Origin of the sequence: Pseudomonas synxantha BG33R (genome assembly GCF_000263715.2) — a bacterium.
Lineage (GTDB): Bacteria > Pseudomonadota > Gammaproteobacteria > Pseudomonadales > Pseudomonadaceae > Aquipseudomonas > Aquipseudomonas synxantha_A.
The window spans coordinates 439,221-452,493 of record NZ_CM001514.1 but is presented as its reverse complement, the minus strand read 5'-3'; the positions used below and the strand labels follow the sequence as shown (position 1 = coordinate 452,493).

12 protein-coding genes are annotated in these 13,273 nt (G+C 62.0%); all 12 read right to left on the bottom strand.

Annotated features, from left to right (window positions below):
* Positions 1–133 precede the first annotated feature (133 nt).
* On the bottom strand, positions 134–571 hold the full coding sequence (gene dtd, locus PSEBG33_RS24885; RefSeq protein WP_005783971.1) for a D-aminoacyl-tRNA deacylase: 438 nt from the start codon (positions 569–571) through the stop codon (positions 134–136).
* A complete protein-coding gene (gene pip, locus PSEBG33_RS24890; RefSeq protein WP_005783969.1) occupies positions 568–1,539 on the bottom strand; it encodes a prolyl aminopeptidase in 972 nt (323 codons plus the stop codon). The genes dtd and pip overlap by 4 nt, the downstream gene beginning before the upstream one ends.
* A 103-nt stretch (positions 1,540–1,642) precedes the next feature.
* Positions 1,643–2,572, bottom strand: coding sequence for an alpha/beta hydrolase (locus tag PSEBG33_RS24895; RefSeq protein WP_005783968.1), 930 nt, complete (start codon positions 2,570–2,572; stop codon positions 1,643–1,645).
* A gap of 35 nt (positions 2,573–2,607) precedes the next feature.
* Positions 2,608–3,543: a choline ABC transporter substrate-binding protein gene (locus PSEBG33_RS24900; protein WP_005783966.1), complete on the bottom strand. Its 936-nt coding sequence runs from the start codon at positions 3,541–3,543 to the stop codon at positions 2,608–2,610.
* A gap of 216 nt (positions 3,544–3,759) precedes the next feature.
* Positions 3,760–4,560 carry an N-formylglutamate deformylase gene (gene hutG, locus PSEBG33_RS24905; protein ID WP_005783965.1) on the bottom strand — a complete coding sequence of 267 codons (801 nt, stop codon included), beginning with the start codon at positions 4,558–4,560 and terminating at the stop codon, positions 3,760–3,762.
* 12 nt (positions 4,561–4,572) lie between these two features.
* Positions 4,573–5,778 carry an imidazolonepropionase gene (gene hutI / locus PSEBG33_RS24910; protein ID WP_005783963.1) on the bottom strand — a complete coding sequence of 402 codons (1,206 nt, stop codon included), beginning with the start codon at positions 5,776–5,778 and terminating at the stop codon, positions 4,573–4,575.
* A gap of 15 nt (positions 5,779–5,793) precedes the next feature.
* Positions 5,794–7,203 carry an amino acid permease gene (locus PSEBG33_RS24915; RefSeq protein ID WP_005783962.1) on the bottom strand — a complete coding sequence of 470 codons (1,410 nt, stop codon included), beginning with the start codon at positions 7,201–7,203 and terminating at the stop codon, positions 5,794–5,796.
* A gap of 158 nt (positions 7,204–7,361) precedes the next feature.
* Entirely contained in the window at positions 7,362–8,894 is a 1,533-nt protein-coding gene (gene hutH, locus PSEBG33_RS24920) for a histidine ammonia-lyase (protein ID WP_005783960.1), read from the bottom strand.
* A 32-nt stretch (positions 8,895–8,926) separates the two neighbouring features.
* On the bottom strand, positions 8,927–10,435 hold the full coding sequence (gene hutH, locus PSEBG33_RS24925) for a histidine ammonia-lyase (RefSeq protein WP_005783959.1): 1,509 nt from the start codon (positions 10,433–10,435) through the stop codon (positions 8,927–8,929).
* 121 nt (positions 10,436–10,556) lie between these two features.
* On the bottom strand, positions 10,557–11,381 hold the full coding sequence (locus PSEBG33_RS24930; RefSeq protein WP_005783958.1) for a quaternary amine ABC transporter ATP-binding protein: 825 nt from the start codon (positions 11,379–11,381) through the stop codon (positions 10,557–10,559).
* The gene (locus PSEBG33_RS24935; RefSeq protein WP_005783957.1) at positions 11,378–12,229 is read right to left on the bottom strand and encodes an ABC transporter permease; all 852 of its coding nucleotides are present in this window, start codon (positions 12,227–12,229) and stop codon (positions 11,378–11,380) included. The genes PSEBG33_RS24930 and PSEBG33_RS24935 overlap by 4 nt, the downstream gene beginning before the upstream one ends.
* 71 nt (positions 12,230–12,300) lie before the next feature.
* Positions 12,301–13,266: an ABC transporter substrate-binding protein gene (locus tag PSEBG33_RS24940; RefSeq protein WP_005783956.1), complete on the bottom strand. Its 966-nt coding sequence runs from the start codon at positions 13,264–13,266 to the stop codon at positions 12,301–12,303.
* Positions 13,267–13,273 lie beyond the last annotated feature (7 nt).

Genomic DNA, 13,273 nt, shown 5'->3' with positions numbered 1-13,273 from the left:
AAAAATGGACCAAACAACGCTGATCCCCGTAGCGCGCGATTATCTAGTAGCCCGCGAGACAACGCATCAGGGACAGCGAAGTATTTGTAGCGAAAACCTGCGTTTTTAGGCATTAAAGTCGTTTTTCATACATTCATGTCTGTAAGAGAAAGGTCACAGGGCCATCATTGACCAAATGCACCTGCATATCAGCGCCAAAACGCCCTGACGCCACCTTGCCATGCAATTGTTGCGCTTGTAACAACAAGTGCTCAAAAAGCGCCGCTCCCAAGGCCGGAGGGGCAGCGGTGGAGAAACTTGGCCGCAGCCCGCTCTTTGTGTCCGCCGCCAGGGTGAACTGCGACACCAGCAGCAACCCGCCGCCGATATCCTTGAGCGAGAGGTTCATCTTGCCCTCGGCGTCACTGAACACCCGGTAGTTAAGCAGCTTGTGCAACAGTTTGTCGGCGCTCTCGGGCGTATCTGTAGGTTCTACGGCGACCAGCACCAGCAAACCTTGGTCAATCGCCCCCACGACCTCACCGGCTACTTCGACGCGGGCGCCACGCACCCGCTGCAACAGGCCCTTCATGCTTCTTCAGGCGGCAGATCAAGCAGGCGCCGTGCCATCTCGCCGGTGGCGCGCACCAGCGCGTCGGTGATGCCCGGCTCGGACGCGGCGTGACCCGCCTCGCGAATCACCTGCAATTCACTGTTGGGCCAGGCCTGATGCAGCTCCCAGGCGTTATCCAGCGGGCAGATCATGTCGTAGCGACCATGGATGATGATGCCCGGCAGATGGGCGATCTTGTGCATATCGCGAATCAGCTGGTTGGGCTCCAGGAAGGAGTTGTTGGTGAAGTAATGGCACTCGATGCGCGCAATGGACAGTGCGCGTTGCGGCTCGGAAAAACGCTCCACATGCTGGGGGCTCGGGCACAGCCCCAACATGCGCCCTTCCCAACCGGACCAAGCCTTGGCCGCATGCATCTGGGCGATCTGGTCGTTGCCGGTCAGGCGCTTATGGTAGGCGGCGATCATGTCGTGGCGCTCTTCCACCGGGATCGGCGCCAGGTAGTCCTGCCAGTAATCCGGGAACAGGCGGCTCGCGCCCTCTTGGTAGAACCAGTGAATATCCTGCGGGCGGGCCAGGAAGATGCCGCGCACGATCAGGCCAAGCACACGCTCTGGATGGGTTTGTGCGTAGGCCAGGGCCAGGGTTGAACCCCAGGAGCCGCCGAACAGCACCCATTTGTCGATGCCCAGGTGCTCGCGGATGCGCTCAAGGTCGGCGACCAGATCCCAGGTGGTGTTGTTCTCAAGGTTGGCGCGGGGGGTGGAGCGCCCGCAGCCACGCTGGTCGAAGGTGACGATGTGGTAGAGGTTCGGATCGAAGTAGCAGCGGCTCTGGGCGTCGCAACCGGCACCTGGCCCCCCGTGGATGAACACGACGGGCAAGCCCTCGGGAGAGCCACTTTCATCGACATACAGCGTGTGGGTGTCATCGACTGCCAGATCATGCCGGGCGTAGGGTTTGATCTGCGGGTACCAAGTCTGCATTGCGCGCTCCGTAGGGTGTCGGGTTCATCCCTGGGGGGACGTCTATTATTTTGCCGTCTCGCATCATAAACCCGAATTGTGCAATGAGCATGTCATTGAGCGCTTAGACCTGTGTCAGCAGTTCGCGCCTCAGGTAACCGAGCAGATAGTCATACAGCCGATCCACCTCCGGCACCTGGCCGCGTGCACGCAAACAACCGTGGACCAGCCCTTTGCCGGGATACAGCACGGTTTCCACGCCTGCAGCTTGCAGGCGCTCGGCGTACAGCCGGCCGTCATCGCGCAGCGGGTCGAACTGGGCTACGGCGATCAGCGCCTTGGGTAGCCCGTCGAACGCCTCGGCCAGCAGTGGCATGGCGTAGGGCGAGGGTATGCGCGTGTCACCCAGGTACAACGCCAAGTAGTCCTCAGTGTCGGCACGGCTGAGCAACGGTGCATCCCAGCAATCAGCCCGCGAGGGCAAGTCGGCGGGGCCACCCAAGCCTGGGTAAACCAGCACCTGGGCGCGGGGCATTGCTTGCCGGTCATCGCGCAGCCCCAGGCACAACGCCGCCGCCAGGTTGCCACCGGCGCTGTCGCCCATCACCACCAGCCGTTCGAGGTTGATGGCAGGCAGCCCCTCGCCTGCCTGGATCGCCTGCCATACCGCCCGGCAATCGTTGTAGGCCGCGGGGTAAGGATGCTCAGGGGCCAAGCGGTAGTCGATGGCGATCACCAACACTTGCAGCGTGGCGGCCAGTTCAAAGCAGATGAAATCGTGGGAGTCCAGCCCGCCAACGACCCAACCGCCACCGTGCATATAGAGGAGGCAGGGCCAGCCTTCTGCTGGATCAGGCGCCTCGGGCCGATAGCTGCGCACGCTGACACTTCCTACAGAAAAATCTGCGATGTGCAGCCCCGCGGGTACGGGCGGGGTAAATGCCTGGCACATGCGGTTGTAGGTTTGGCGCAGGCCAGCCAGCGATGAGTCATCGCTGGTAAAAGCTTCGGTCTTCGCGACAAAGGCGCGCATCTGCGAAGAAATAGGGTACATGTGCACACCTTATTCACACTGGTCCGATGGTGTCTCTAGGGTTTAAGGCTGGCCTGGACGGCAGCAACACCATCGCTACCATCAAAGGCTGCCACCCCGGCCAACCAGCGCTGTAGATCCTCGGGATGCTCGCGCAGCCATTTTTTCGCCACTTCCTGGGGCGACTGGCGCGCCATGATCGGCACCATCCACTGGCTTTCCTGGGCGGCGGTGAAGGTCAGGTTGGTGAGCAGCCGGTTGGCGTTCGGGCAGCGCTCGGCAAAATCCGGCGCTGTCACCGTAGACACCGTGGCGCGACCTTCGTTGGGGCCGAACACATCTTCACTGCCGGTGAGGTAGGCCATTTGCATGTTCAGGTTCATCGGGTGCGGAGTCCAGCCGACGAACACCACGAACTCTTTGCGATTCACCGCACGTTGCACCGCAGCGAGCATCCCCGCTTCACCGGACGCGACCAGCTTGAAGCCGCCCAGGCCAAAGCGGTTGGTGTCGATCATCTTCTGGATATCGGTATTGGCACCGCTGCCCGGCTCGATGCCGTAGATCTTGCCGCCGAGTTTGTCCTTGAAGCGGGCAATGTCGGCAAAGGTCTTCAAGCCGGCATCGGCCACGTATTGCGGCACCGCCAGGGTGGCCTGGGCATCGGCCAGGCTCGGCGTGTCGAGCACCTTGACCTGCCCGGCCGCCAGGAACGGGGCGATGTTGTTGTCCATCGCCGGTTTCCAGTAACCGAGGAAGATATCCAGGCGCTTGTCACGGATACCGGCAAAGATGATCTGCTGCACGGCGCTGGTCTGTTTGCTGTCGTAGCCCAGGCCACTGAGCAGCACGTCCGCCATGCCAGAGGTGGCAACCACATCGGTCCAACTGACCACGCCCATGCGGATGGTTTTGCAGGAAGCCGGTTCGGCGGCCATGGCATGGCTGCTCACATATCCACTGAGCATGAGGGTCAACAACAGTCGTTTCATGGAAGTGGTCTCACTCGGCAGTTTTTTATTGTGGGGATGGCGTCTGATGCGCCCTACTCACAACCTTACCCAGCAAAACCCTGATGAACTCGACCTGTGGCGACCGGCAGTTGCACAGGGGCGACTGTTGGGCCGTCATCGCAGGCAAGCCAGCTCCCACATGTTGATCTGTGAACCCATTCAAGTGTGGGAGCTGGCTTGCCTGCGATAGCGACTTCAGCCGTAGCGCTTTTGTCCCCAGGCCAACAGCCCTTCCAGCAACTGCCTCAACACCACCCGAGTCGGCTCGGCCAAATCCTGGCGATAACGGAACGGTTCGAACTCCTCCATATAGGTGCTCTGGCACAACTCCAGCTGCACCGCGTGGATATCCTGCGCCGGGTTGCCATAGTGACGGGTGATATGGCCGCCTTTGAAGCGCCCATTCAACACATGGGTGTACTGCGGGTGCTGGGCGCAAATCGCTTCCAGTTGGCTGGCCAGCTGCGGGTCGCACGCAGCGCCGTTGAAAGTACCCAGGTTGAAGTCCGGCAATTTGCCGTCGAACAGGTGCGCGATTACCGAGCGGATCGAGTGCGCATCGAACAGCAACGCATAGCCGAACTCGGCCTTGAGGCGTGCCAGTTCTTCTTGCAGTTGGCGGTGGTACGGCCCCCAGATTTTTTGCAGGTAGCTGACGCGCTCCTCCTCGGAGGGCGTTTGCCCTTCACGGAACAACGGCACGCCATCGAACAGCGTCTCGGGGTACAGGCCAGTGGTAGCTCCGGCATACAGCGGCGTGTTGTCGGAGGGCCGGTTGAGGTCGATGACAAACCGCGAGTACTCCGCAGCCAGGGTGCTGGCGCCCAGTTCTTCAGCAAAGTCATACAACAGGGGGATATGCCAGTCGGTATCCGGCAGGCTTTGCGCCTCGGGGATCAACCCAGCCTCCACCGCAGGGGTGAGGCGCAGGCCGGCGTGGGGCATGCTGATCAGCAGCGGTACGCGGCCTTGTTTGAATGTCAGAACCTTATCCACAACTGCATCCTCTCAAACAGTGACGTCGACGCCGTGGCGCACGACGCGTTTATCCAGTTCGCCACCCAGCCAGTAGGCCAGGTCGGCGGGGCGATCGATCTGCCAGGCGACAAAGTCAGCGACCTTGCCCGCTTCCAGTGAGCCATGGGTGTCGCCCATGCCCAACGCGGTGGCGGCGTGTTGCGTGGCACCGGCCAAGGCTTCTTCGGGCGTCATGCGGAACAGGGTGCAGGCCATGTTCAGCATCAGGCGCACCGACAACGCCGGGGAAGTGCCGGGGTTGAGGTCGCTGGCGATGGCGATCTTCACGCCGTGCTTGCGCAGGGCCTCCATCGGCGGCAACTGGGTTTCGCGCAGGAAGTAGAAAGCGCCCGGCAGCAACACGGCGACCGTGCCGGCAGCAGCCATGGCGATGGCGTCTTCTTCGGTCATGAACTCAAGATGGTCGGCCGACAACGCGTGATAGCGCGCCGCCAGGCTGGAACCGTGCAGCGATGAGAGTTGCTCGGCGTGCAGCTTTACCGGCAAGCCGAGTTGCTGGGCAACCTTGAACACGCGCTCGACCTGTTCGGGGGAAAACGCCAGGTATTCACAGAAGGCATCCACCGCATCCACCAGGCCTTCTGCGGCCAGCGCCGGCAGCATCTCATTGCAGATGTGCTCAATGTAATCATCGGCGCGGTCCTTGTACTCCGGCGGCAGCGCGTGAGCGGCCAGGCATGTGGCGCGCACGCTGACCGGCAGCGTTTCACCCAGGCGCCGGGCCACGCGCAGCATCTTGCGCTCGTTGGGCAGATCCAGGCCGTAGCCGGACTTGATCTCCACGGTAGTCACGCCGTCACGCAAAAGGCTGCGCAGACGTTTTTCAGCGCTCAGGAACAATTGATCTTCCGTGGCTGCACGCGTGGCACGCACGGTACTGGCAATACCGCCGCCCTTGGCCGCGATGTCGGCGTAGCTGACGCCTTCGAGGCGCTGCTCGAATTCGCCGCTGCGATTGCCACCAAACACGGTATGGGTGTGGCAGTCGATCAGCCCGGGGGTGACCCACGCGCCTTGCAGGTCATGCACCTGGGCGTAATCGGCCGTAGGTGCCTGGCTGCGCGGGCCGATCCACTCGATCAGCGAGCCCGCTGTCACCATGGCGGCATCCTCGATAATCGAGTATTTGCCTTGGGCCATGGTTGCGACGTGGCAGTGTTGCCAAAGGGTTTTCATCAACGCCTCCCTAAGTTATCGATGAGACAAAGCCTGTTCGTAATGGACCTTGGCCGCTTGCCCGGCGGCGGGCTTGACCCACAGCAGGTACGCGACGATCAGCAGCACGATCCACACAGCGCCGACCATCAAGGCCGCCTGGGTGTCCGGGAAGTAACCGAGCACGCCAAACACAAACAGCATGAACACAATGGCCGCTGCCGGCGCATAGGGCCAGAACGGCACCGGGAATTTCAGTTCGGCGACCTGTTCCTTGGTCATCGAGCGACGCATGGCGACCTGGGTAAACAGGATCATCAGCCAGACCCAGACGGTGGCGAAGGTGGCGATCGAAGCGATCAGCAGGAAGACGTTTTCCGGGATCAGGTAGTTGAGCACCACGCCGCCGAGCAACGCGGCGCCCATCACCACCACGGTCATCCACGGCACGCCTTGTTTGGACAACTGCGCAAAGCCCTTGGGCGCCTGCCCTTGCTGGGCCAGGCCGTACATCATGCGACCGGCGCCGAAAATGTCGCTGTTGATAGCCGAGACCGCCGCCGAGATCACCACGATATTGAGAATGGTCGCCGCCGAGCCTATCCCCAGGTTACTGAAGATCTGCACGAACGGGCTGCCCTGGCTGCCAATTTGCGGCCACGGATAGATCGCCATCAGCACGAACAGGGTCAGCACGTAGAACAACAGGATACGCAGCGGCACCGCGTTGATCGCCTTGGGGATCACGCGCTGCGGGTCCTTGGCTTCACCGGCAGTGATGCCGATGATTTCGATACCGCCGAAGGCAAACATCACCACCGCAAACGAGGCGATCAAGCCGCCAATGCCGTTGGGCATGAAGCCGCCGTGCGCCCACAGGTTGCTCAGGCCGCTAGCCTGGGTTTCACCCGCCGAGTGAATGCCGAACAGCATGATGCCGAAACCGCCGAGGATCATCGCCACGATGGCGCCGACCTTGAGCAACGACAGCCAGAACTCCATTTCGCCAAAGACCTTGACGTTGCACAGGTTCAGGCCGCCGATCAAAAACACGATGCCCAGCACCCAGACCCAACGGGCTACCTCGGGAAACCAGAAGCCCATGTAGATGCCGAACGCGGTAACGTCGGCCAGGCAGACGATGATCATTTCAAAGGCGTAGGTCCAGCCGAGGATAAACCCCGCCATGGGCCCCAGGTAAGTGCTGGCGTAGTGGCCGAACGAGCCGGACACCGGGTTGTGCACGGCCATTTCACCGAGGGCGCGCATCACCATGAACACGGCGGCGCCGCCGATGAGGTAAGCCAGCAGCACGGCGGGGCCGGCCATCTGGATAGCGGAGGCCGAACCATAGAACAGCCCGGTGCCGATCGCGGAACCGAGTGCCATGAAGCGAATATGTCGGGCGTTGAGCCCGCGTTTCAAACCTTTTTCTGGCTGGTGCATTTCTCTTCCCTATTATTCTTATCCCGAGAAAATCTGAATCTGGCGAAAATCAATGTGGGAGCTGGCTTGCCTGCGATGGCGGACTTCCAGCCAGCCCATCTGGCGCAGACACACCGCTATCGCAGGCAAGCCAGCTCCCACATTGGGTACCGGTGAGCTTAAAGGCTCGGCAGCAACTTGGCCGGTACCAGCTCATTCAGGCAGCGGGTAGCGAGCAGTTCGCTGGCAGCGTTGATGTCCGGGGCGAAGAAGCGATCCTTGTCATAGAACGCCACCTTATCGCGCAGGATGCCGCGGGCTTTTTCAAGTTTCGGCGAGGTCTTCAGGCCGTCGCGCAAATCCAGGCCCTGGCACGCTGCCAGCCATTCCACCGCGAGGATGCCACGGGTGTTCTCGGCCATTTCCCACAGGCGCTTGCCCGCAGCCGGGGCCATGGACACGTGGTCTTCCTGGTTGGCCGAAGTCGGCAGGCTGTCGACGCTATGGGGATGGGCCAGTGCCTTGTTCTCACTGGCGAGCGCAGCGGCAGTGACCTGGGCGATCATAAAACCGGAGTTCACCCCACCATTGCCTACCAGGAACGGCGGCAGTTGCGACATGTGCTTGTCCATCATCAGCGAGATGCGCCGCTCGCTCAGGGAGCCTATTTCGGCAATCGCCAGGGCCATGTTGTCAGCGGCCATGGCCACCGGTTCGGCGTGGAAGTTGCCACCGGAAATCACATCGCCTTCGGCGGCAAATACCAGTGGGTTATCCGACACCGCGTTGGCTTCCACCACCAGCACTTCGGCAGCCTGGCGGAACTGGGTCAGGCAGGCGCCCATGACCTGTGGCTGGCAACGCAGGGAGTAAGGGTCTTGCACCTTGTCGCAGTTCTGGTGCGACTGCGAGACCTGGCTGCTTTCCCCCAGCAGGTCACGATAGGCCGCAGCCGCATCGATCTGCCCACGCTGGCCACGCGCGGCATGAATACGCGCATCGAACGGCGAGCGCGAACCCAGTACGGCTTCTACGGTGAGGCCGCCGCAGGCAAGGGCACCGGCGAACAGGTCTTCGCCTTCGAACAGGCCGCGCAACGCATAAGCGGTGGACACCTGGGTACCGTTGAGCAGGGCCAGGCCCTCTTTGGCGGCCAGGGTCAGCGGTGTGAGGCCAGCCACTTTCAGCGCTGCGGTCGCGTCCAGCCATTCGCCTTTGTAGCGCGCCTTGCCTTCGCCGAGCAGCACCAGGGACATATGCGCCAACGGCGCCAGGTCACCGGACGCACCGACCGAACCCTTGAGCGGAATGTGCGGGTACACCTGGGCGTTGATCAGCGCGATCAGCGCGTCGATCACCTGGCGACGGATCCCGGAGAAACCACGGCTCAGGCTGTTGACTTTGAGCACCATGACCAGCCGCACCAGCGCATCGCTGATCGGCTCACCGACGCCGGCAGCATGAGACAGCACCAGTGAACGCTGGAGGTTTTCCAGGTCTTCACTGGCGATACGGGTCGAGGCCAGCAGGCCAAAACCGGTGTTGATGCCATAAGCGGTGCGGTTCTCGGCGAGGATCTGCTCCACGCAGGCAACGCTGGCTTCGATCTGGGCCGAGGCGCTGTCATCCAGGCTGAGGGTTACCGGCTGCTGGTAGATGGCACGCAGTTGGGCGAGGCTCAGTTGGCCTGGAATCAGGTTTAGCGCAGTCACATTCGTTCTCCTTGTGAATTATTCTTAAGTGTTCAGTGCAAATTCGGTAACGCAGTGTCTTTAAGCAACTGGGCAGCGGCGGCAATATCCGGCGCCAGCCAGCGGTCCTGCTCGTAAGCGGGGACCACTTCGCGCAGCAAGCGCCAGGCGTGGTCGGTACCGGCGCCGAAGCGCTGGTCCTTGAGGAACTCGAACGCCTGGGCCGCCAGCAAGTATTCGATGGCAAGAATCTGGGTGACGTTGGCCAATACCTGGTGCAGCTTGAGCGCGGCGTTGGTGCCCATGCTCAGGTGGTCTTCCTGCAGGCCCGAGGTGACGAAGTTGTCGAGCACCGCCGGTTGCGCCAACTGGCGGTTTTGCCCGCACAAGGACGCGGCGACGTACTGCACGATCATCATCCCGGAGTTGACCCCGGGGTTGCTGACCAGAAAGGCCGGCAAGCCGCTGACGTGCGGATTGATCAGGCGATCCAGGCGGCGCTCGGCCACCGAGCCGATTTCGGCCATGGCGATGGCGAGCATGTCGGCCGCCAGCGCCACGGACTGGCCGTGGGGGTTGGCCTGGGACACCACGCGGTAGCTGACCGGCGTGCCGAGCACCAAAGGGTTGTCGGTGGCGCTGTTGAGTTCGGTCTCGATCTGGCGCGTGGCGTGCTCCACCTGATCGCGGGCCGCGCCGTGGATCTGCGGGATCGAGCGAATGCTCAAGGCGTCCTGGGTGCGGATACCTTTGCTGCTGGCGATCACCTCACTGCCGTCGAGCAACGCACGCAGGTTGCTGCCCACTTGCTGCATACCCGGGTGCGGCTTGAGGGCGATGATTTCTTCGTCGAAGGCATCGATCTGGCCGCGCTGGGCTTCGAAACTCATGGCGCCGATCACGTCGGCCCATTGCAACAGGTGGTGCGCGTCGGCCAGGGCCAGGCAACTCAGGCCGGTCATGCACGGCGTGCCGTTGACCAGGCACAGGCCATCCTTGGCACCGAGTACCACGGGCTGCAAGCCTTCAGCCTGCAACGCGTATTGCGCCGTGACGATCCGGCCGCGGTAGCTCACATTGCCGATGCCGAGCAAGGCCACGCCGACATGGGCCATGTGGGTCAAATACCCCACCGAACCCTGGGATGGCACTTGCGGCGTGATGTCGTGATTGAGCAGCGCCAGCAACGCGTGCACCACCTGCGGGTGCAGGCCGGATTTACCGTGGCTGTAGTTGATGATTGCCGCGCACATGATCGCGCGAGTCTGCTCGTCGCTGAGCACCGGGCCGACGCCGCAGGCATGGCTGAGCAGCGTATTGCGCGACAGTTGGCTCAGTTGCTCGCCCTCAAGCGACACATTGCACAACGCGCCCAGGCCGGTGTTCACACCATAGGCGCGCTCGCCGCTGGCGACGATGCGCTGCACGATGGCCTGGGCATTGTCGATGCGCGCCCAGGCGTGACCCGAGAGTTCGAGCACTGCGCCGTGGCGAGCAACGGCGGCGACGTCCTGCCAGCGCATCGGGGCGTCGGCGATGATGATTTTGGTTGCCTGGGACATCGTTGACCTCTTCATATTCTCTAAACCTTTGGCGGCCTCATCGCGGGCAAGCCCGGCTCCCACATTTGAACTGTGTGAACCCAATCAAATGTGGGGGCTGGCTTGCCTGCGATGGCGTCCGTCAGACCACCGCCGCCCGGCGCTGAACAAACCGATCCACATACTCGTCCGCCGGCGAATGCAAAATCTCCCGGGGCGTGCCGACCTGAATCAACTTGCCGTCCTTGAGGATCGCAATGCGATTACCAATGCGTACGGCTTCGTCGAGGTCATGGGTGATAAACACGATGGTCTTGTGCAGGGTCTTTTGCAGTTCGAGCAACTGGTCCTGCATTTCGGCGCGGATCAGCGGGTCGAGGGCGCTGAAGGCTTCGTCCATCAGGATGATGTCGGTGTCTGCGGCCAAGGCGCGGGCCAGGCCCACACGCTGGCGCATACCGCCGGAAAGCTGGTGTGGGTATTTGTTTTCGTAGCCCTTGAGCCCCACGGTTTCGATCCAGTGCAGGGCGCGCTCAGCGCATACCTGCTTGGTTTCGCCGCGCACTTTGAGGCCGTAGGCGACGTTGTCGAGCACGCTCTTGTGGGGCAACAGGCCGAAGCTCTGGAACACCATGCTGATCTTGTGGCGACGGAATTGGCGCAGGGCTTCCATGTCCAGTTGCAGGATGTCTTCGCCGTCCACCAGGATCGCGCCGCTGGTGGGATCGATCAGGCGATTGAAGTGGCGCACCAAAGTGGATTTGCCGGAGCCCGACAGGCCCATGATCACGAAGATCTCACCCGTGCCGATGCTCAAGGACAGATCGTTCACGCCGACCACGCAGCCGGTCTCGGCCAGTACCTGATCCTTGGTCTTGCCCTGGCCGACCATCGCCAGGGCGTCCTTGGAACGGGCGCCGAAGATCTTGAAGACGTTTTTGACTTCGATTTTGCTGACAGTCGTCATTTGCTCGCCTCATGCCGTGGGCGGCCATAAGCCTGGGTAATGCGGTCGATGACCACTGCGAGAATCACGATCGCCAGCCCGGCTTCCAGGCCACGGCCGACGTTGAGGGTCTGGATGCCGACGAGCACGTCTTCACCCAAGCCACGGGCGCCGATCATCGAGGCGATCACCACCATCGACAGCGCCATCATGGTGGTCTGGTTGATCCCGGCCATGATGCTCGGCAGCGCCAGCGGCAATTGCACGCCGAACAGTTGCTGCCAGCGGTTGGCGCCAAAGGCGTTGACGGCTTCCATGACTTCGCCATCGACCTGGCGAATGCCCAGGTCCGTCAGGCGAATCAGCGGCGGCGCGGCGTAGATCACCGTGGCGAAAATCGCCGGCACCTTGCCCAGGCCGAACAACATCAGCACCGGGATCAGGTACACGAAGCTGGGCATGGTCTGCATGATGTCCAGCAGCGGCATCAGCACCGAACGCAGGCGATTGCTGCGCGCCGACAGGATGCCCAGGGGAATGCCGATCAGCACCGAGATCACCGTGGCGACCATCATCAGTGCCAGGGTTTGCATCAGCTTGTCCCACAGGCCAACGGCACCCACCAGGAACAGCAAACCGACGATCACCGCCGTGGTCACCAGCTTGCGCGTGGCGTGCCAGGCGATGCCCCCGACAATGGCCAGCATCAGCCACCAGGGCGCCATGCGCAGCAGGCCTTCCAGGTTGACGATGGCCCATAGCAGGGTGTCGGAAATGTGCCGGAACACATCGCCGTAGTTGGTAACCAGCGAGTCCACCCAACCGTTGACCCGGTCGGCGATGGAAAACGTAAAACTCTCAGGAAACATATCGTGCTCTCGATCCAGTGGGTTGTGGCCAGCCGCCCGGCCACCCCTGAGGGTAGCCGTGCACACTTGACCTACAAGGCCGCTTCGATTTTCTTGGCTGCGTCGTCGCTCACCCAGGCGTGCCAGACTTCAGGATGTTCCTTGAGGAAAATTTTCGCCAGTTTTGGCGACTCGATGCGCTCCTTGGCCATGCGGCCGAGGTTCTGGTTGAGTAGGTCGATGGGCAGGTTGACCTTTTCCAGCACGGCCACCAGTTCTGGCGCTTGTTCGTGAAAGGTCTTGGACAGGCCGACCTTGATGGTCACGCTTTTATCCACACCGGGCTTTTCTTCCAGCTTGACCAGGTCGACCTGGCCCATCAGCGGTGTCGGTGACCAGTAGTAGAACAGGATCGGCTCGCCGCGCTTGTAGCTCGACAGCACCGCCGCATCCAGCGCCGGGCCGGTGCCTGGGCGGAAGTTGGTGTAGGTGCTTTCCAGGCCGTAGCTCTTGAGCATTTCGCTGTTGTCCAGCTCACAGGTCCAGCCGGCCGGGCAGTTGTAGAAACGGCCCTTGGAGGGCTCTTCCTGGTCCTTGAACACCGAGGCGTATTTGGCCAGGTCGGCGATGTTTCTCAGGTCCGGGGCCTTGGCTTCCAGCTTGCGCTTGGCGTCGCCCTCGATCACATAACGCGGCACGTACCAGCCTTCCACCGCGCCGACCACCGGGGCACCTACACCGACGACTTTGCCGGCCTTCTCGGCCTTGTTCCAGACTTCGCTGCGGCCTACCCACTCTTCGGCGAAGACCTGGATGTCGTTGCTACCCAAGGCGTTTTCCATGGTGATGGAGTTGCCTGGCAGGCTGTCGGTTTTGCAGTCGTAGCCTTTTTCCAGCACGGCTTGCAGGATGTCGGTGAGCAACATGCCGCTTTCCCAGTTCAGGCCGGCGAATTTCACCGGCTTGCCGGACTCGCACCAGCCGGCCGCCTGGGCGCCGGCGCTTGCCAGCAAGCCCGCTGAGAACAAGGTAGCCAGCAAGGTCTTATTCATAGTCATTGTTGTG